The 18,874-nt window shown below is 47.0% G+C and carries 19 protein-coding genes and 1 other RNA gene; 15 read left to right on the top strand and 5 right to left on the bottom strand.

What is annotated here, in order from left to right:
* Position 1: 1 nt before the first annotated feature.
* Entirely contained in the window at positions 2–1,294 is a 1,293-nt protein-coding gene (locus CLV82_RS08410) for an MFS transporter (RefSeq protein ID WP_133643870.1), read from the top strand.
* A gap of 3 nt (positions 1,295–1,297) precedes the next feature.
* On the opposite strand, the gene miaE is transcribed toward CLV82_RS08410, so the two are convergent.
* On the bottom strand, positions 1,298–1,879 hold the full coding sequence (miaE, locus tag CLV82_RS08415; RefSeq protein WP_133643871.1) for a tRNA-(ms[2]io[6]A)-hydroxylase: 582 nt from the start codon (positions 1,877–1,879) through the stop codon (positions 1,298–1,300).
* A 170-nt stretch (positions 1,880–2,049) separates the two neighbouring features.
* Here miaE and CLV82_RS08420 point away from each other — a divergent pair, with 170 nt between their 5' ends.
* From CLV82_RS08420 to CLV82_RS08450, 7 genes are read left to right on the top strand one after another with little or no spacing between them, the layout of a single operon-like run.
* Positions 2,050–2,904, top strand: coding sequence for an EboA domain-containing protein (locus CLV82_RS08420; protein ID WP_133643872.1), 855 nt, complete (start codon positions 2,050–2,052; stop codon positions 2,902–2,904).
* A gap of 2 nt (positions 2,905–2,906) precedes the next feature.
* On the top strand, positions 2,907–3,815 hold the full coding sequence (locus CLV82_RS08425) for a TatD family hydrolase (protein ID WP_133643873.1): 909 nt from the start codon (positions 2,907–2,909) through the stop codon (positions 3,813–3,815).
* A gap of 1 nt (position 3,816) precedes the next feature.
* Entirely contained in the window at positions 3,817–4,710 is an 894-nt protein-coding gene (gene eboC, locus CLV82_RS08430) for a UbiA-like protein EboC (RefSeq protein ID WP_243744172.1), read from the top strand.
* A complete protein-coding gene (locus tag CLV82_RS08435) occupies positions 4,711–5,886 on the top strand; it encodes a 3-dehydroquinate synthase (protein WP_133643874.1) in 1,176 nt (391 codons plus the stop codon). It abuts the gene before it with no gap.
* Between the two features lie 2 nt (positions 5,887–5,888).
* The gene (gene eboE, locus CLV82_RS08440; RefSeq protein WP_133643875.1) at positions 5,889–7,076 is read left to right on the top strand and encodes a metabolite traffic protein EboE; all 1,188 of its coding nucleotides are present in this window, start codon (positions 5,889–5,891) and stop codon (positions 7,074–7,076) included.
* A gap of 2 nt (positions 7,077–7,078) precedes the next feature.
* Positions 7,079–8,464 carry an alkaline phosphatase family protein gene (locus CLV82_RS08445; RefSeq protein WP_133644501.1) on the top strand — a complete coding sequence of 462 codons (1,386 nt, stop codon included), beginning with the start codon at positions 7,079–7,081 and terminating at the stop codon, positions 8,462–8,464.
* 20 nt (positions 8,465–8,484) lie between these two features.
* The gene (locus tag CLV82_RS08450; RefSeq protein ID WP_133643876.1) at positions 8,485–8,841 is read left to right on the top strand and encodes a transmembrane 220 family protein; all 357 of its coding nucleotides are present in this window, start codon (positions 8,485–8,487) and stop codon (positions 8,839–8,841) included.
* On the opposite strand, the gene CLV82_RS08455 is transcribed toward CLV82_RS08450, so the two are convergent.
* Positions 8,838–10,652 (bottom strand): DNA polymerase III subunit gamma/tau, encoded by a 1,815-nt coding sequence (locus tag CLV82_RS08455; protein WP_133643877.1) that lies wholly within the window; start codon positions 10,650–10,652, stop codon positions 8,838–8,840. The two genes, CLV82_RS08450 and CLV82_RS08455, sit on opposite strands and share 4 nt — an antisense overlap.
* A 213-nt stretch (positions 10,653–10,865) precedes the next feature.
* Here CLV82_RS08455 and rnpB point away from each other — a divergent pair.
* Positions 10,866–11,184: RNase P RNA component class A (gene rnpB / locus CLV82_RS08460), an RNA gene on the top strand.
* A 21-nt stretch (positions 11,185–11,205) separates the two neighbouring features.
* Here the strand turns inward: rnpB and CLV82_RS08465 are convergent.
* The 3 genes from CLV82_RS08465 to CLV82_RS08475 are packed head-to-tail and all read right to left on the bottom strand — an operon-like array spanning position 11,206 to position 13,206.
* A complete protein-coding gene (locus tag CLV82_RS08465; RefSeq protein ID WP_133643878.1) occupies positions 11,206–11,748 on the bottom strand; it encodes an RsmD family RNA methyltransferase in 543 nt (180 codons plus the stop codon).
* The gene (locus CLV82_RS08470) at positions 11,748–12,599 is read right to left on the bottom strand and encodes a DUF3822 family protein (RefSeq protein WP_394346160.1); all 852 of its coding nucleotides are present in this window, start codon (positions 12,597–12,599) and stop codon (positions 11,748–11,750) included. The genes CLV82_RS08465 and CLV82_RS08470 overlap by 1 nt, the downstream gene beginning before the upstream one ends.
* Positions 12,559–13,206 (bottom strand): hypothetical protein, encoded by a 648-nt coding sequence (locus tag CLV82_RS08475; protein ID WP_133643880.1) that lies wholly within the window; start codon positions 13,204–13,206, stop codon positions 12,559–12,561. The genes CLV82_RS08470 and CLV82_RS08475 overlap by 41 nt, the downstream gene beginning before the upstream one ends.
* 103 nt (positions 13,207–13,309) lie before the next feature.
* Here CLV82_RS08475 and CLV82_RS08480 point away from each other — a divergent pair, with 103 nt between their 5' ends.
* From CLV82_RS08480 to CLV82_RS08505, 6 genes are read left to right on the top strand one after another with little or no spacing between them, the layout of a single operon-like run.
* Positions 13,310–14,749, top strand: a complete 1,440-nt coding sequence (locus tag CLV82_RS08480) for an ATP-dependent DNA helicase (protein ID WP_133643881.1) — start codon at positions 13,310–13,312, stop codon at positions 14,747–14,749.
* A gap of 27 nt (positions 14,750–14,776) precedes the next feature.
* Positions 14,777–15,346: a DUF4126 domain-containing protein gene (locus CLV82_RS08485; protein WP_133643882.1), complete on the top strand. Its 570-nt coding sequence runs from the start codon at positions 14,777–14,779 to the stop codon at positions 15,344–15,346.
* Positions 15,347–15,363: 17 nt separating this feature from the next.
* Positions 15,364–16,092 carry a 3-deoxy-manno-octulosonate cytidylyltransferase gene (kdsB, locus tag CLV82_RS08490; RefSeq protein WP_133643883.1) on the top strand — a complete coding sequence of 243 codons (729 nt, stop codon included), beginning with the start codon at positions 15,364–15,366 and terminating at the stop codon, positions 16,090–16,092.
* The gene (locus CLV82_RS08495) at positions 16,083–16,784 is read left to right on the top strand and encodes an HAD family hydrolase (protein WP_133643884.1); all 702 of its coding nucleotides are present in this window, start codon (positions 16,083–16,085) and stop codon (positions 16,782–16,784) included. Before kdsB ends, CLV82_RS08495 begins: the two co-directional genes overlap by 10 nt.
* Before the next feature lie 4 nt (positions 16,785–16,788).
* Positions 16,789–17,916 carry an iron-containing alcohol dehydrogenase family protein gene (locus CLV82_RS08500; protein ID WP_133643885.1) on the top strand — a complete coding sequence of 376 codons (1,128 nt, stop codon included), beginning with the start codon at positions 16,789–16,791 and terminating at the stop codon, positions 17,914–17,916.
* Positions 17,917–17,958: 42 nt separating this feature from the next.
* A complete protein-coding gene (locus CLV82_RS08505; RefSeq protein WP_133643886.1) occupies positions 17,959–18,495 on the top strand; it encodes a lysophospholipid acyltransferase family protein in 537 nt (178 codons plus the stop codon).
* Positions 18,496–18,874: the final 379 nt, after the last annotated feature.

Raw genomic sequence — 18,874 nt, forward strand, 5'->3', positions numbered from 1 at the left:
GATGAAAGAAGAGGAAATTTACCGCTGGATCACCGAAGAAGACGAAGAACGCTCCTGCAAAGCGATAAGCGAAGAAAACTGTACCAATGTCCCGGGTAACTTTTTTAAGAATGCCCTGAGCGGGTTCTGTTCCAAACTGGCAGAACAGCTGGTGAGCCCCGGGGTCACACTTCCCTGGATGCTTTCTATGTTCGATGCCGGGCTGGGATTTTCCGGGATGCTTGTTCCCCTGAAGAACCTGGGAAGTTTGCTGCCGCAGCTCTTTGTTTCCGGAAAGATCAGGGCGTTTCCTATCCGTAAATATTTCTGGGGATTCCCGGCTATGGCCCAGGCAGCCCTGGTCGCATTGATGGGGATTGCATTTTTTACACTTGAAGGAACTGTCCTGGGAATTTCAGTGGTCAGCCTGCTGCTGCTCTACAGTATGGCCAGTGGAGTTTCCTCTGTCGCCTTTAAAGATGTAATGGGGAAGACCATCCCTAAAGGGAACAGGGGAAGGCTATTAGCTACTCGAGCTACCGGCGGCGGGGTACTCACCCTTCTTTTTGGACTCGTACTTTATTTCTTCCTCCGGGAGCAGGATACCATGGGCATCTTGTTTATACTGGTTGGCCTGGCCACAATTCTCTGGGTGCTGGCGGGCGTATTCTTCCTCTGGATAGAGGAGGAGAAGGGAGCTTCGGATGGGGGCAGGACGCCGATCGAAGAGTTTAGGAAAGGATGGAAACTGCTCGGCCAGGATAGTAACCTCCGTACATTTGTAATGGCCCGTGCATTCCTTATGGCTATCCCCCTTGCACAGCCGTTCTTCGTGGTGATCGGGCGAAAGAATACAGATGCAGATCTGTCCGGGCTGGGACTTTTTGTAGTGGCTTCGGGAATCGCTGCCCTGGTTTCTAGTCCGTTCTGGGGGAAACTGGCAGACTGGTCATCGCGAAAGCTGATGATAGGAATAGGCGCTTTTGGAATATTGAATTGCCTGCTCGTACTGGGTTTCACTTATCTACCTTCAGATTACAGGTCGATCTATCTCTTTGCCCCACTCATCCTGCTCAATATGATGGCACATGGCGGTGCAAGGCTAAGCCGTAAGACCTACCTAACGGATTTGGCCCCGGAAGACGAACGCCCCTTGTATATAGCTTTGTCTAATACGCTCATTGGCTTATTCACCATACTTACCGCGGGTATCGGTTTTCTTGCGGAATGGTTCAGTACGGATTTCCTCCTCTACTTCCTGTGTGGGATGTTACTGGTGAGTATGTTGCTGAGTTACCGGCTTAAGGAGGTCTGAGATCTACCCGTGGATGGTTTCCTTCTTACCCAGGTCTTTCATTATACCGGCTTCGTAGTCCAGTAGCTGCTGCCATTTTTCGTCTACCTCTTTTCTTTCCCCGAATTTTCTCGCGAAGTTCAAAAACAGGGTGTAATGACCCGCTTCACTGACCATAAGTTTCCTGTAGAATTCGGCCAGCTCTTTGTCCTCAAGTTCCTCGGATAAAAGCCTGAAGCGTTCACAGCTCCTGGCTTCGATCAATGCTGCGTAGAGAAGCCTGTGGACCAACTGGGTAATTCGACTTCCGCCCTTGGGAAAGAACTTCATAAGCTGTATCACGTATTCGTCCTTGCGGTACCTGCCAAGGGTCTTACCCCTTGCAAGTATCCTGTCGTGTACCATTTTAAAGTGTCCCATCTCTTCCCGGGATAGAGCGATCATTTCCTGGACCAGTTCCGGGTACTCGGGATACGTTACGATGAAAGATATTGCCGTACTGGCAGCTTTCTGCTCACAGTAAGCGTGATCGGTCAGGATTTCGTCGATATTCTTAGATACAATGTTCACCCAACGTGGGTCTGTGGGTAATTTTAGTCCGAGCATGGGATCTTCTTTTAGTGCAAAAATAAGAAGAATACCAACATATCTGCAGCCCGGTATTTCTGGGTCAAAAAGAATATATTGATTAGATTTGTGAGCCTTGATATTTCCTTTCCCCTTCGAGGAACCATATCAGTTTTTAGCAAACACAATAAAACCGACGAGACTAACCTATGTATTCTGAAAATACAGGGCCTATTCTGGCCAAAATTCTTAAAACAAACCTGGATCCCGGCACAATCGAATGGTGGAATAAGCAGCTTTCTGAACTCAGGGAAACCCCATCGGCCAGGCAGCTTTACTTGACCTACAGCCTGCTGGGAACTAAAGTGCAGGCTGATCTTCCGGAATATCCCGGGGGATCATCTGAATTAACTAACTACCTGGAATTACAAAATGCAGATAACAGGCAGATCGCAAGGATTTATCTTCTGCTATTTGCCCTGGAAGCCGACCGGGAATTTTACCTTCCCAAAGTACAGAAATTGATAGAACTTGCTGATACCGGGGAAATGGAAACCTTCCTGAAGTTCCTTGTTTTATTGCCGGGTGCCGGGGATTTCAGGTTTTCTGCGGTTGAGGCCCTCCGTACAAACATAGCCACTGTATTTGATGCAATTGCCCTGAATAATCCTTATCCGGCGCTTTACTTTAACGATCAGCAGTGGAACCAGATGTATTTAAAGGCTGCCTTTATGCAGCGCGACCTGGGGCAGATACTGAGTGTAAAGGACAGGGCTAACCAGGATCTATCCAGGATCATCTCCGATTATGCACATGAACGATGGGCGGCATCCCGGGATGTTGATCCTCAATTCTGGCAACCGGTATCGCCTTTTTTAGAAGGAGCATTGATCGAAGATGTCAAAAGACTTTTGGAAAGTGATAATATGGCAGAACGAAAAGCCGGGGCCTTATTGGCATCAGAGTCAGGGAAAGAGCAGGTCAGACAACTGCTGTCAGCCCACCCGGAATTACAAAGAATGGTAGTGAATAAAGAAATTCACTGGAATAACTTAAATCAATAACAATGCAAGATAAAATGATGTTTATAGATCCCCATGTTCATATGACCTCCAGAACAACGGATGATTACGAGGCTATGGCAGCTGCGGGGGTAGTCGCTTTAATAGAACCCTCGTTTTGGTTGGGACAACCTCGGACACAGGTGGGGTCCTTCCAGGATTATTTCAGCAGCCTGGTAGGATGGGAGCCTTTCAGGGCCAGCCAGTTCGGTATCAAACATTACTGTACAATTGGGTTAAATTCCAAGGAGGCCAATAACGAGGCATTGGCCGAACAGGTAATGGAACTTCTGCCGCTTTACCTGCATAAAGAGAACGTTGTGGCTATTGGTGAAATTGGTTATGATGACCAGACCCCGGCAGAGGATAAGTATTTCAGGGCTCAGCTGGAGCTCGCTAAGGAGCTGGATATGACCGTACAGGTCCATACACCACACAGGGATAAAAAAGCCGGTACGATAAGGAGTATGGAGGTCTGCCTGGAGCACGGGCTGGACCCGGCCAACGTGATCATAGACCACAATAACGAGGAAACCGTTAAAGAAGTTCTGGACCGGGGTTTTATCGCGGCCTTTACCATTTACCCAAAGACGAAAATGGGCAACGAACGCATGGTGGCCGTTGTTGAGAAGTTTGGTAGTGACAATATCATTGTGGACAGTTCGGCAGACTGGGGCGTGAGTGATCCACTTGCGGTTCCAAAGACCGCATCTTTAATGTTAAAACGAGGGATCTCCAGGGAAGATGTTGTAAAGACCTGTTACAGCAATGCCTTGAAAGCATTCGGGAAGAACGGTAAGATGAAAGAGTCTGATTGGTTGCACGCAGAGGGAATCAACCAGACCCGCTTATACAACGATAACAGCGTACTTCGCGGGCAGGAACCACGGGTAGATTCAGATAAAATTTCCTGAGGTGCGTGCTGTTCTCATAGGCTATGCACGTTTGATGCGGCCGGCTAACCTGCCTACCGCAGCAGCCGATATTCTCGCCGGTTTGGCGATTTCAGGGGCATTATTTACGGCGGGCTCCTTTAACCAGGAATTGCTGCCGCAGGTCTTGCTGCTGGTAGTCTCTACCGTATTATTATATGCAGGTGGAGTAGTGCTGAATGATGTCTTTGACCTGGAGACAGATTTGGTTGAAAGACCGGAAAGGCCCATACCCAGCGGTCTGATCCCACGCAGTGCTGCGGCCATTTTCGGTGGGTCACTGCTGATCGGAGGGATCCTAGCTTCTTATCTGGCAAACCCGGTTAGTGGGTTGGTAGCTTTAGCCCTGGCTGTGGCTATCCTCTCCTACGATGGATTTTCCAAGAAATATGCATTTCTGGGACCATTGAATATGGGGATATGTCGCGGACTGAACCTACTGCTGGGAATATCTGTAGCAGGGGTATTCAATGAGCTGTGGTATTGTATCATTCCCATACTTTATATCTTTGCCATTACCCTGATCAGCAGGGGAGAAGTTCATGGTAATAACAAAGGTCATATTTTATGGGCCGCTGTATTATACGCCATAGTTCTTTTATGCGTTATATACGTGGTGACCGTATATGCTCAGGATATTGGCCTGGGGCTGATTTTCAGCCTTTTATTTGCCTTCCTGATCTACCGGCCACTTTTTAGAGCTTATAAAGAAAATTCGGCCGGCAATATTAAAAAAGCAGTGATGGCCGGGGTTATATCCCTGATCGTCCTGGACGCCTCTCTTGCTATTGGATTTGCGCCTCTATGGTATGCAATTCTTATATTATTGCTCTGGCCATTAGCTATATTACTATCAAAAATATTTGCAGTCACCTGAATGAAAAATAATTCCCTGCATCCTATAGTTCAATCCTTTACCGTACGCCACGAGTACAAGCTTCATTTCACCGATTCCATGTTCCGCCCGGAGAATGATCTGCTGAAGGACATCATCGGCAATTACAGTCGTGGACCGGTAAAGACATTGTTCGTCATAGACCAGGGGGTAAGTGACCATCACCCGGACCTGGAGCAAAAGATACGTGCTTACTGTAAGAATTACTCGCAGCAGCTGAGCTTTACGGCGCTTGTTCAGATCCCGGGAGGTGAAGCAGCAAAAATCAGTGACACCCACGTTAACAAGGTCCTGGAAGCTATTAATACCCAGCATATCTGCAGGCATTCATTTGTTGTGGTGATCGGGGGCGGGGCAGTGATAGATGCTGTAGGCTACGCCGCGACCATTGCGCACCGTGGTGTGAAACTTATCCGGGTACCCACCACTGTTCTTGCACAGAATGATGCCGCAGTAGGGGTAAAGAACGGGATCAATCGTTTTGGAAAAAAGAATTTCATCGGCACCTTTGCCTTGCCCTATGCCATCATTAATGATTCGGTTTTTTTGGAGACCCTGGAATGGCGGGATTGGATCTCGGGCACAGCAGAAGCGGTCAAAGTAGCACTGATCAAGGACGCTTCGTTTTTCACTTTCCTGGAAAACAATGCCCCGGCCATCAGAAACAGGGAGAAAGACCCAATGCAGGAGCTGATATATCGCTGTGCGCGTATCCACATGGAGCATATCGCGCAGGGAGGGGACCCCTTTGAGAGTGGTTCCAGCCGTCCCCTTGATTTCGGTCACTGGGCAGCCCATAAGATGGAACAGATGAGTGAATACCGGATACGACACGGGGAAGCAGTAGCTAAGGGCATTGCCCTGGATGTCACATATGCCTGGCAGGCCGGATTGCTCGATCAGGCAAGCTGGCAGCGAATCCTTGACCTCTTAATATCCCTGGGATTCGAGCTGAATATACCTTTCGGGGAACCGGATGATATTGTGATACTGCTGAACGGGATCGAAGAGTTCCGTGAACACCTGGGCGGAGAACTGACGATCACCCTTATCGATGCCATAGGCTCTAAGTATGATGTACACGAAATAGATTCCGGGATGATGAAAAGATCAATTGGGCTGTTGAATAAAGCGGCCACTACAGCTGCCAAAAACTAGCTATGCGTCATAAGGATTACCTGCTTACCTATTGTACCAACATCCACCCGGGACAGGACTGGGAGACCACCTTTAATAGCCTGAAAGCTTACCTGCCCGGTATAAAGAAGAAATTGGTCCCGGATGCTGAATTCGGGGTTGGACTAAGACTTTCCAATAAGGCCAGTGAAGAACTGGAAGAAGTCGGGCGGATAGAAGAATTCGGTCAATGGCTACGGGAAAACGGGTTGTATGTTTTTACCATGAATGGTTTTCCCTATGGCAATTTTCACCATGAACGGGTGAAAGACCAGGTTCACAGCCCCGACTGGACAACGCGCGAAAGGGTGCAGTATACCAAGAGACTGTTCAGGCAGTTGTCATATTTACTGCCCGAAGGGCAGGAAGGAGGTATCTCTACCTCCCCGGTGAGTTATAAACACTGGTACAAGGATGAGGCTGAGCGAAAAACAGCCTTGGAAACCGGAGCGGAAGCTTTTGCAGAAATTGCTTATTTCCTTTATGAGCATGAAGAAAGAACAGGCAAATACCTGCATTTGGATATAGAACCGGAACCGGATGGCCTCCTGGAAAATACCCCGGATGTTCTGTCGTTTTTCGAACATTACCTGGATATGACAGGTGTAAATTACCTGGTTAAGAAAGGTGTTCCAGTCGAAAAGGCCAGGGATTTATTGCGACGTTATATAACCCTTTGTTACGATATCTGTCATTTCTCTCTCGCTTTCGAAGATCCGGCCTATTCGTTCAATGCTTTCCGCAGTGCAGGGATCAGGATAGGGAAGATACAGGTAAGTGCGGCCTTGAAGATCACCAGGGGAACGGGTAAACCAGAAGAAATCTGGACGGCGCTTTCCGGTTTCAACGAACCTGTTTACCTGCACCAGGTTACAGAGATTAAAGGAGAAAGGGTGATCACCTACCCGGATCTGCCGGTCGTATTAGACAAGGCTGCTGATTTTACAGAGATGCGTGCTCATTTCCATGTTCCCGTATTCCTGGACGAATTTGGCCTGCTGAGGTCTACACAGGACCATATACTCAAAGTACTGGAATACCTCCGGGAAGAACGTGTAACGGGACAATTAGAAATTGAAACCTATACCTGGGAGGTGCTGCCGGGTGATCTGAAAATTCCACTGGCAGATTCCATTACCAGGGAACTACAATGGCTAAAAGAAAATTTATGAAAATGAAGAAGACCGTTGTTATAGATGTGGTAGGCCTTACCAAAAGATTGATCGGGGAGCACACCCCTGCTATACTGAACTTTTTAGAAAAAGGGGGCTGGGCACCTGTGGAACCGGTTGTCCCGGCAGTTACCTGCAGTGCTCAAAGCACTTACCTTACAGGGAAATGGCCTTCAGAACACGGGATAGTGGGCAATGGATGGTATTTTAAGGAAGAGCTGGAAGTTAAATTCTGGAGACAATCCAACCGCCTGGTGCAGGCAGAAAAAATATGGGAAAAGTTTAAAGCCGAAGACCCGGATTTTACCTGTGCCAATATGTTCTGGTGGTATAATATGTATTCTTCGGTGGATTATTCGGTAACACCCCGCCCCAACTACCTGGCAGACGGGAGGAAGATACCTGATATTTACAGTTACCCGGCGGGACTCAGGGATGAATTGCAGGAAGAACTGGGAACATTTCCCTTATTTAACTTCTGGGGTCCGAAGACCTCGATAAAATCAAGTCGCTGGATCGCCGATGCTACCATGCGCGTGGATGAAAAATATGATCCCACCCTGACTTTGGTCTACCTGCCGCACCTGGATTATAACCTGCAGCGACATGGACTGGACTTTGATAAAATAGGGGAGGACCTGAGGGAAATAGATGCGGTGGTGGCCGACCTGATCCATTACTACGAGCAACGGGATGCAGAGATTATTATCTTATCAGAATACGGGATAACAGACGTTCAGAGGCCTGTACACATCAACCGTATCCTGCGTTCCATGGATTTACTCGGGATCCGGGTAGAACGTGGGCTGGAACTGCTTGATGCCGGGGCCAGTAAGGCTTTTGCAGTTGCAGATCACCAGGTGGCCCATGTGTATGTAAATGAACCCGGGATCATAACTGAATTAGCCGACCAGTTATCCAGGATACCGGGGGTAAAGAAGGTATTGACCGGCGAAGACTTAAAGGCTTACCACCTGCAGCATGAACGTTGCGGGGATATAGTGCTGCTCGCGGGAGCGGACAGTTGGTTTACCTATTATTTCTGGACGGATGATGCCAAAGCGCCGGACTATGCACGGATGGTGGATATTCACAAGAAGCCCGGCTATGACCCGGTGGAAATGTTCACCGATCCGGCAGACCCCATGGTGATGCCAAAAGTGGCCTGGAAATTATTGAAGAAGAAATTAGGCTTTAGAACCGTACTGGATATTATTCCCCTGAAACCAGAACTCATCAAAGGCTCACATGGAATAGTCCCGGAAGATAAAGCGGATTATCCTATATTTATATCGAACAACAAAAATGCCAAGCTGCCTGGAAGTATATCTGCCGTAGAAGTTCGTGGCCTGATGGAGGCCCATTTAACGGGAATTGCGGGTAGCTGAAACCAAATAACCACTATACTATGAAGGTATTCTTCAAGGTCTTTGCAATCGTCTTTGGTATACTGTTCCTGTGGGCAGCATTTGTACAATACAATGATCCGGATGCCTTTTTATGGTACGCCGTTTACGGTTCTGCATTTGTTATCTCAGTGCTCTTTGCATTAGACAGGTTACCCTGGCTGATCCCCGCGGTACTTTTTATTTTATTTATGGCTGGCGTAGCTTACTCCTGGCCGGAAACCTACCAGGGAGTTACGATTGGTGAAGGGAATATTGATAATATAGAAAAGGCACGAGAAGCCCTGGGGTTACTGATCATGGCCATATTAATGCTCATCTATACCTTACGGATCCGGTATATTAGAAAACAGCCTTAGATATCAAGATCAAACTCCTGGCGCAACAGATCGATAGCCGGGTTCTTTTCCCTTAATTTCTGGTATTTTTCTTCCGGTGTAAACGCATACTTGGTGCTGGTGGTCTCATTGACCGTGATCTTCAGGCTTATGTCATAGTTCTCAAGTTCTTGCCTGAGGTACATCAGGAGATCCCCCTGTTCCCGTTCTATTTCCTTTTTCATCGTGCTGTTAGGCATCTCGATGTGGATAGTACTCTGGTCAATGAGTTTTGGGGTGTCTACGTTCAGGTTGGTGGCCAGGATTCTTTTCCCTTTTTCATTCAGCTGATCTACAAAGAGCTTCCAGAGGTGCTGCATGGCCTCTTCCGTAAAATCTTCTTTTGGCAAACTGGCTTCGTCTACGGGAATGGATGCTTTCTCTGCATGTGCCTTCTTTACCTTAATGCTCGATATGGAAAGCCCTGAAACTCTTTCAGCGCGGTCTTTGATATTGATCTTCCTGCTTACTGCCTCTGCTGTTTCCGTCGGTGCGGGCGCAGGTTCGGAGACCTTTACCGCAACAGGCGTCGGAGTTGCGTCCGGCTTTTGAGTACCGGGTGCTTCTTCGGTAATAGGTTCTGTTTCCGGCTTTTCATCGAGGGGCTCAGTTGTCACCACCACATCTTTCTCCCGGACCTTGATCGGGCTTTGGCCCTTGAAATATGATGCAGGAACTAATGAGGGTAGGTTTGCACTTCCGGGACTGCTGCTGACGTCAGGATTTTTTTTTTCAGGGTGAAAATCGATCGACGCCAGTTTCATCAGGGTAAGCTCTACCAGTAAACGGTGATTTTTACTCGATTTATACTTCAGGCTGCAGTCGTTAGCAATATCTATGGCCTGCAGCAGGAAAGATTCCGAGGTTTTTTTTGATTGTTCAAGGTAACGCGCCTGTGCATTTTCCCCCACCTCTAACAAGGTTATGGTCTGTTCGTGGCGACATACCATAAGGTCCCTGAAATGTGTAGCCAGGCCGCTTATAAAGTGCTGTCCTTCAAATCCCTGAGCCAGGGTTTTATTGAACAACATTAACAGGCCGGGGATATCATGGGTAAGGATAAGGTCTGTGGTGTCAAAGAAGGTGTCGAGATCCAGTACGTTCAGGTTCTCGGTCACGGCCTTCCGGTCTAATTTTTTTCCCGAAAAGCTGACGACCCTGTCAAAAATAGAGAGGGCATCACGCATAGCGCCATCAGCCTTTTGAGCAATGATGTGCAAAGCATCGTCATCTGCCTCTATACCTTGCTCATCCGCGATATATTTCAGGTAGGAGGCGGCATCTTTTACAGTGATTCTCTTAAAATCGAAAATCTGGCAACGAGACAGGATGGTAGGGATGATCTTGTGTTTCTCTGTCGTGGCCAGGATAAAAATGGCGTGTTTCGGCGGTTCCTCCAGGGTCTTCAGGAAGGCGTTGAATGCAGACTGGGACAACATGTGTACCTCGTCGATGATATAGACCTTGTATTTCCCCACCTGAGGTGGAATACGTACCTGGTCGATAAGACTACGGATATCGTCCACCGAGTTATTAGACGCAGCATCCAGCTCAAAAATATTGAAAGCGTAATCTTCGTCCTGCCGTTCTGTACCGTCTTCATTGATCTTTTTGGCAAGTATACGGGCACAGGTGGTTTTACCAACTCCCCGTGGGCCACAGAAAAGTAATGCCTGCGCAAGATGGTTATGCTCAATGGCATTCAGCAGGGTTTCAGTGATGGCCTGTTGCCCCACTACATTTTTAAAAGTCTGTGGTCTGTATTTCCTTGCGGATACTATAAATGGTTCCAAATCAGCTGATTTTTACGAGGCCGGGTATATTTGCCGCTAACTAGTACAAATATATAAATAGCCATTGGAAAGCCGGGTTGTATTAAAGATCCTGGCGTGGTTTTTTATTAACAAATAGAGGGGATAACTGGAAAACGTAAAAGGAAGGAAGACATCTTTGGTTAATGTGATAATTGTTACCGCTGGATGCGATTTAAATGAAGTATCTTTGCAAAAGCAGGCTACCTTATCGCTTCCCGTATCTTGCGGGGGGAGGAAAGTCCGGACACCATAGTGCAGCATAGCGGGTAACACCCGTCGTCCCGGGTTCCCCGGGAAAGGACAAGTGCAACAGAAAGCAAGTACAGGTAATGCTGTAGTGAAATCAGGTAAACTCTATGCGGTGAAACGCCATGTATATCAGCGATCGAGGGCTGCACGCCCGAGCTGAAGGGTAGGCGGTTAGAGCTTCCGGGTAACCGGGAGTCGAGATAAATGATAAGGATCTTCCCTATGGGAGGAAACAGAATCCGGCTTATGGCCTGCTTTTTTTTATTAAAAAACGAGAATACAATTATTCTTTTCTGCCAAAAAAGCTGAACACGCTACCGCCGTATCTTCTGCTATCCTCATAATTTTCTATAGAACTCAGGTCTGTCTCTTTTCCATGCTCAATGACCAGTACTCCATCCTCCTTTAAAAGGCCCTTGTTGAAGACAATATCTGCGATCTTGCCAAAGTCTTCCACAGGCATATTATAAGGTGGATCGGCAAAGATCACGTCGTAGGTAGTGGATATCCTTTCCAGGTATTGGTATACATCTGCCCGGGTGGCAGCAATAGGGAACCCCAGTTCCTCAGTGGTCTTGCCAATGAACTTGACGCAGTTAAAATCAGCATCCACCGCTGTAATCGGTCCTGCACCCCTGGAAGCGAATTCATAGCTGATATTCCCGGTGCCGGCAAACAGGTCCAGTACGGTAAGCCCATCAAAGTAATAACGGTTATTCAGGATATTGAAGAGGGCTTCTTTAGCCATATCGGTCGTTGGCCGGACCGGAAGTTTTTTCGGTGCGGTAATGCGTCTTCCTTTATAAGTTCCGGATATAATTCGCATCAGAGTGCATTTATTAGGGTGAAATCGATGGTATCTTTCTGATCCTCTGATTCTGTATAGAGATCGGATTCGGGGATAAATATGGAGAGGTTTTGTATATATTCATAGCAGATATCATACAGCTCATCTCCTGTCTCCACCGCTCCGAAAAGGCGGGTCTTAATCGTATTGGTATCCAGTTTCAGTTGTTCCAGGGTAAACAGGATATAATAAATGAAATCTTCTTTTGTCTGGTACCGGAAACTGTTAAAGAAGACCAGTTTCTTCTGTGTCAGTACTACGATATCCAGTTGTTGTTCGGTGACATGAACGTAGCACACGGGTTCTGTACCGGTGTGAATACTCATCAATGCCTGTATCAGGACCGTGCCGTGGTGCAGAAAATCGAATTCCCCGAAAAGCTCATAGATATAGTTGTTTATGTTCATGAAAGGAACATACACATTCACCATATCATAACTGCTGATTTCATCGTACTCGATCAGGTCATTGGCCAGGATCTTCGCATTGAACTTAAGGTAATTGGCAAGCTCGTTCTCGTCAAAGAGGGCCCTGGGGACGAGGCTGAATAGCAGGTTCCTGTGGGTGGCAACTACCTCGGTAAAACGATAATCGGTGATCTTCTCTTCCTGGAATAATTTTTTCAGCTCTTTTTGTATATCAAAAGGACTCAGCTCTTCCTGAAAATCAACACGGCGGCTATGGATAATGGCATTCGCCACGGTGTCGAAGATGCAAAAAGAAAGTCCATTCAGGCTAACCTGAATGGACAATTTATAAAGTTTTTCTACTGGGTTATCAGTGGAGTTTTTAATCACGTTTTTTGTCGTATATGGGTGGCCAGTTTCCACTGGTACTCACTTCATTCAGAGATCCTACGATAATGTATGCGCCGTTAACCTCTTCCACACCAACCTGTGCATTTTCACGGGCCTTCAGATCTTTAGGCTGATCATAAAGTACAACATCCTTAGCTACACGGGCTTCAAATACTGGAACGCGGTAACCGTTCTTATCAATGACGTCTGCCTTCATGGTAAACTTCTCATCGTTCTGTGCGTATGGAACATTCATCATCGTCTTGTAGCGGTCATCGTTCTTGAACAATGAATCCTTTACGGCAACAAATCCCAGGGTATCAACAATGGTAACCTCTTTCAGCATGTCTATCTGGTAGGTCTTGTCAAATTCCATGTAAGAGGAGTCTCTCTTTTGGGTAATGGTGTATTTCCCGGTATCTACAAATTGAACCAAGCTGTTGAAGTCATTGGCATACCTCTTGTTCACCTGCTTGTACGCCTCCTGGGCATTGCGTATGTCTTTTAGTTTAGAAATAACTTTGGAGAAACGTTCCTCCTTCACTTTCTGAAACTCTATTGGGCCTGTTACAGATCTGTAGATCAGATATCCAAAAACAATGCAGACAATCCAGAGTACAATTTGAAGTATGGTTTTCATTCTTAGTTTAGTGTTAATTAGCTATTGTGGTAGTCACAAATCTACAATTTTTTTTTAATCGTAAAAGGATTTGCCCCAATTTTCCTAGTTATATTTGGGGTCTATGACTGTCCTGACATCAGCTAATTTTTACACTTTACTCAAGTCCAAATTTCCCCATGACCCTACCCCTAAACAGGATATTGCGCTTCAGAAGCTCGCGAGGTTCATCATGTCTGAGGATAAAGACCAGGTATTCCTGTTAAAAGGTTTTGCCGGAACTGGTAAAACGACCATCATAGGAGATATTGTTACTAACCTCTGGAAGACGAATAAGAAAGCGGTCCTGATGGCTCCCACAGGCAGGGCAGCAAAGGTGATGTCCGGCTACGCCAATACCCAGGCCTATACCATACACCGTAAAATATATTTCCCGAAAAAAGAACGGGGTGGGGGAGTCAAGTTTGTTTTATCTCCCAATAAGCACCGCAACACCATATTTATAGTAGACGAGGCTTCTATGATCCCGGACACCCAGTCAGATTCCAAATTGTTCGGGAATGATTCCCTGTTAGATGACCTGATGCAATATGTCTATTCCGGGCATAAATGCAAGCTTATCCTTATCGGTGACACAGCCCAGCTACCCCCGGTGCACCTGGAGCTCAGCCCGGCATTGGACGGAGACAGGTTGGGCTTACAGTACAATAAGGTCATAGAGCGGATGGAACTGGACGAAGTAGTAAGACAGGCACAGGATTCAGGTATCCTGGTCAATGCCACTAACCTGCGTGAACAGCTGCAGGGACAGTTTCCCGAAGGTTTTAAATTTGATGTGGATCCTTTTAAGGATATCATCCGGTTGGTTGATGGTTACGAGATCCAGGAAGCGATAGATAGTTCGTACAGTGAGAACGGGAAAGAAGAAACGGTGTTTATTGTCCGGTCTAACAAAAGGGCTAATCTTTACAATGAACAGATCCGGAATAAAATACTTTTCCTGGAGAACGACCTTGCTGTAGGGGACTATATGATGGTGGTAAAGAATAATTATTTCTGGCTGGACAGTAATTCCACTGCAGGTTTTATCGCGAATGGTGATATTATCGAGGTTCTCGAGATCTTTAGTATAAAGCAGCTCTTCGGGTTTACTTTTGCAGAGGTGAAGATTCAAATGGTAGATTACCCGGAACAAAAACCATTTGAAACCGTTTTGTTGCTCGACACCATCAAAGCAGTGACCCCTTCGCTCTCTTACGAGGACCAGAACAGGCTTTACCAGGAGGTTCAGAAAGATTATGCCCATGAAAAGTCGAAGTATAAACGCTTTCTCGGGGTGAAGAATAACCGGTTCTTCAATGCACTGCAGGTTAAATTCTCTTATGCCATCACCTGCCATAAATCCCAGGGTGGGCAGTGGAATACGGTCTTTGTAGAACAGCCATATATGCCCGAAGGGCCGGATGTTTCCTTCCTGCGCTGGCTGTATACCGCAGTGACCAGGGCACGGAAACAGCTGTACCTGATCGGGTTCAAAAACGATTTTTTTGTCAACCAGGAATAGCCTATTTTAGTGTATTAGCCCAATTAAATGACCGCTGAAACCATTATCAGTATCTTTTTAGGAATAGGCCTGGCCGCATCAGTAGGATTCCGGGTATTCCTCCCATTGTTCGCATTAAGCCTGGCTGCCTACACGGGAATTTGGGAACTTAATGACAACTGGGAGTGGATCGGGAGCCTGGCTGCCCTTGTCACCCTCGGAGTGGCTACCATCCTGGAACTCGGCGCTTATTTTATTCCCTGGGTTGATAATTTACTGGATACTATCGCTGTACCATTGGCAGCTATTGCCGGTACCGCGGTAATGGTTTCTACGGTGGCAGATCTTAACCCCGTAATTACCTGGGCCCTCGCCATTATTGCCGGAGGAGGAACCGCAACAGCGATCCGCGGCGCTTCGGCTACAGGGAGGGCAGCAACAACGGCAACAACGGGGGGCATCGCCAACCCGGTAGTTTCCCTGATAGAAACGGTAACGGCCACGGTGATATCAGTGATCACTATTTTAGCCCCGATCCTTGGGTTTATCCTCGTGGTGGTGATACTCCTAGTGATCTTTTCTATTTACAGGAAGTTAAAACCGAAAATAAGAACTTAAAATGCAGCAGAAATAGCATGAAAATAATAGCAATGATACCCGCCAGGTACGCGGCTTCCAGGTTTCCGGGGAAGCTGATGCAGGACCTGGCAGGAAAACCTGTCATACTTCGAACTTATGAAGCAGCCGTCAATACGGGGCTATTCAGCGAAGTCTACGTGGTAACTGACAGCGAGGTCATTTTTAAAGCCATAGAAGAAGCAGGGGGCAAAGCTTTGATGAGCAGTGCTGAGCATGCCTGTGGCAGCGACAGGATCGCAGAGGCGGTAACCCCGATGGAGGTAGATATCATTGTAAATGTACAGGGGGATGAACCCTTCACCGATAAAGAGAGTCTGGCCGGGGTTCTGGAAGTTTTCAAGAACGATAGTTCCGGGGAGATAGATCTTGCTTCCCTGATGACACCGATCACGGACTGGGAAGAAATCAGTAATCCCAACACCGTGAAAGTGATTGTGGATAACAGGGATTTTGCGCTTTATTTCTCCCGTTCGCCTATTCCCTATCCCAGGAACAAAGACATTCAGATAACTTATTATAAGCATAAGGGCATCTATGCCTTCCGGAAAAGTGCGCTGATGGATTTCCAGAGACTCCCAATGTTACCCCTGGAGAACGCAGAGAAGATTGAGGCAATCCGATACCTGGAATATGGTAAAAAGATAAAAATGGTAGAAACTGAGGTTACAGGAATAGAGATAGATACTCCTGAAGACCTGGAACGGGCGATAGCAGCATGGAATTAGATTTCAGTAAAATTAAAGTGATCGGTTTTGATGCCGACGACACCTTGTGGGTGAATGAAACCTACTTCAGGGAGACCGAAGAGGAATTCGCCAAATTACTCGATCATTATGAAACTCCGAATAAAATAGACCAGGAACTCTTCAGGATGGAGATGCGAAACCTTGATATCTATGGATACGGGATCAAAGGTTTTGTGCTTTCCATGATAGAATCGGCCCTGGAATTGTCTAATCAGAAGGTGTCCCAGGCAACCATTGCCAAGATCCTGGATCTTGGAAAGAAAATGATCTCGCACCCGGTAGAGCTGATCGATGGCGTCCCGGAGGTCCTGGAACAATTAAAGGATAACTACCGGCTGATCGTCCTGACCAAGGGTGACCTGCTGGACCAGGAGCGGAAACTGGAACGTTCCGGCCTGTCTGCCTACTTTCACCATGTCGAGGTCCTCAGTGACAAGAAAGAAGTGAATTACCAGCATTTACTGGAACACCTGGAGATACCGATCGAGGAATTCCTGATGATCGGAAATTCCTTGAAATCGGATGTGCTCCCTATACTTAACCTTGGGGGAATGGCGGTACATGTGCCTTTCCATACTACCTGGGCCCACGAGGAGGTGCCGGTGGAGGAACAGACCAATGACCATCTTACCCTGAGCAGGATTACCGATATTGTGAAATATTTGAATTGACCAGATGCAGCTGAAAAAAGAAACAAGCTTGAAGAACCAAATAAAGGACAACCTGACCAAATACCGGAATTTTCCCATGGTACCCAGGGTTATCTACGGTCCCGGCAGTTTTGGGCAACTGGGAGAAATCTTAATGCCCCACCGCAAGAGTTCTGATGCACCCATAATCTTCCTTGTGGACGATGTCTTCGAGGGCCGGGAACTTGCTGAACGGGTCCCGCTGATGTTCGATGACCAGCTGATCTTTATCTCGGCCGATGAGGAACCCAAAACGGAACAAGTGGATGTCCTGGTACAGAAATTGCTCTCGGATCACAATGACCTTCCATCCGGAATCGTAGGGATAGGTGGGGGAACCTTGTTGGATCTTGCAAAAGCGGTTGCCATAATGCTGACCAATAATGGTCCTGCCTCGGATTACCAGGGCTGGGACCTCGTTAAGAAACCTGCATTATACCACGTGGGTATACCCACGATAAGTGGTACAGGAGCCGAAGTTTCACGTACTACTGTATTGCTGGGACCCCACAAGAAACTGGGGATCAATTCGGACTATACCCCTTTTGACCAGGTGGTTCTGGATCCTGACCTTACCCTGGGGGTTCCTGCAGATCAATGGTTTTATACGGGGATGGATTGCTACATACATTGCGTGGAATCCCTGAACGGCACCTTCCTGAATGCCTTTAGCCAGAGTTACGGGGAAAAAGCCCTGGACCTTTGCAAGGAGGTATTTCTGGAGGATCTGCCGGAAGATGAATCCAGGGAGAAACTTATGATGGCATCCTGGCATGGCGGTATGAGTATTGCCTATTCGCAGGTAGGGGTAGCGCATGCGATGAGCTATGGCCTCTCTTACGTCCTGGGAACAAAGCACGGAATCGGGAATTGCCTGGTTTTTCAGCACCTGGACGAATTTTACCCGGAGGGGGTAAAATTATTCAGACAGATGCAGCATAAGCACAACATTCATTTACCCGAAGGTATTTGCGCATCCTTGTCTGACGAGCAAATGGATACAATGGTCAATGTTGCACTCGGTTTGGAACCCCTGTGGCAAAATGCCCTGGGACCTGAATGGAGGCAGATCATGACACCCTCTCGCCTGAAAGCCTTATACGAAAAGATCTGATCTTCCGGGATCACCGTAGTAGCCATCTATAAAATTTTCAGAGTGCATAAACTTGCAGAATTTCTCTTTTACGATCTTATGGGCTGGAAGTTTTCCGGCACCATGCCGCAGTTAAAGAAGTGCGTATTTATTGTCGCTCCCCATACCAGCAACTTTGATTTTATAATGGGGTTGATCGTGAGGGAAGTATTACAGATGAAGATCAATTATATAGGGAAACACAGCTTGTTCCGACCTCCCTGGGGCTGGTTTTTCAGGAAAACAGGCGGAGCTCCCATTGATCGGGGTAAAAGCAGTGACACGGTAAAAGCAACTGCGAAGATCTTTGAGGAACGAGAAGAGTTCCGGCTTGCCCTGTCTCCCGAAGGCACCCGCAAGAAGGTAAAACAGTGGAAGACCGGGTTCTACTATATCGCTCTCACCGCAGGAGTACCCATCGTCATGGTCGCCTTTGATTTCGGTAAGAAAGAGGTGAAAATCTCCCAGCCGTTAATTCCTTCCGGGGATATTGAAACCGACTTTATAACTATCCGCAAATTTTATGAGGGGGTCGTTGGCAAGGTAGCTGCCAGAAGCTAATTCCTTTATAAGGCACCCGAGTAAATTTGTTGCTAATTATCTATGCTCCAAACGCTCTGTAATATCAAAAAATGAGCCTATTAATAAGGTCTTTAGCCTGATTCTTAATAAATTTGTAGTATATTTTACATCGAAAGCTGCGAAAATAATTACGGTTGCTGTAGAATTATTTCAGGCTTATCTGTTATCTGTAGATGAGCCACTAGCTTAACGCTATTCCCCCAAGGATACAGTTTAATGATTGACGTTTTCAATGATTCAGAATACTTGTAAACTGGAAGGGGGATCAATTGCCTGTTGGGATAACAGGGTAGACACAGATAGCACGGTTCTCTTCCTCTATGGTAATTCCATTGATACACTGGCTTGTGAAAACCAG

Origin of the sequence: Zeaxanthinibacter enoshimensis (genome assembly GCF_004362865.1) — a bacterium.
Taxonomy (GTDB): Bacteria; Bacteroidota; Bacteroidia; order Flavobacteriales; family Flavobacteriaceae; genus Zeaxanthinibacter; species Zeaxanthinibacter enoshimensis.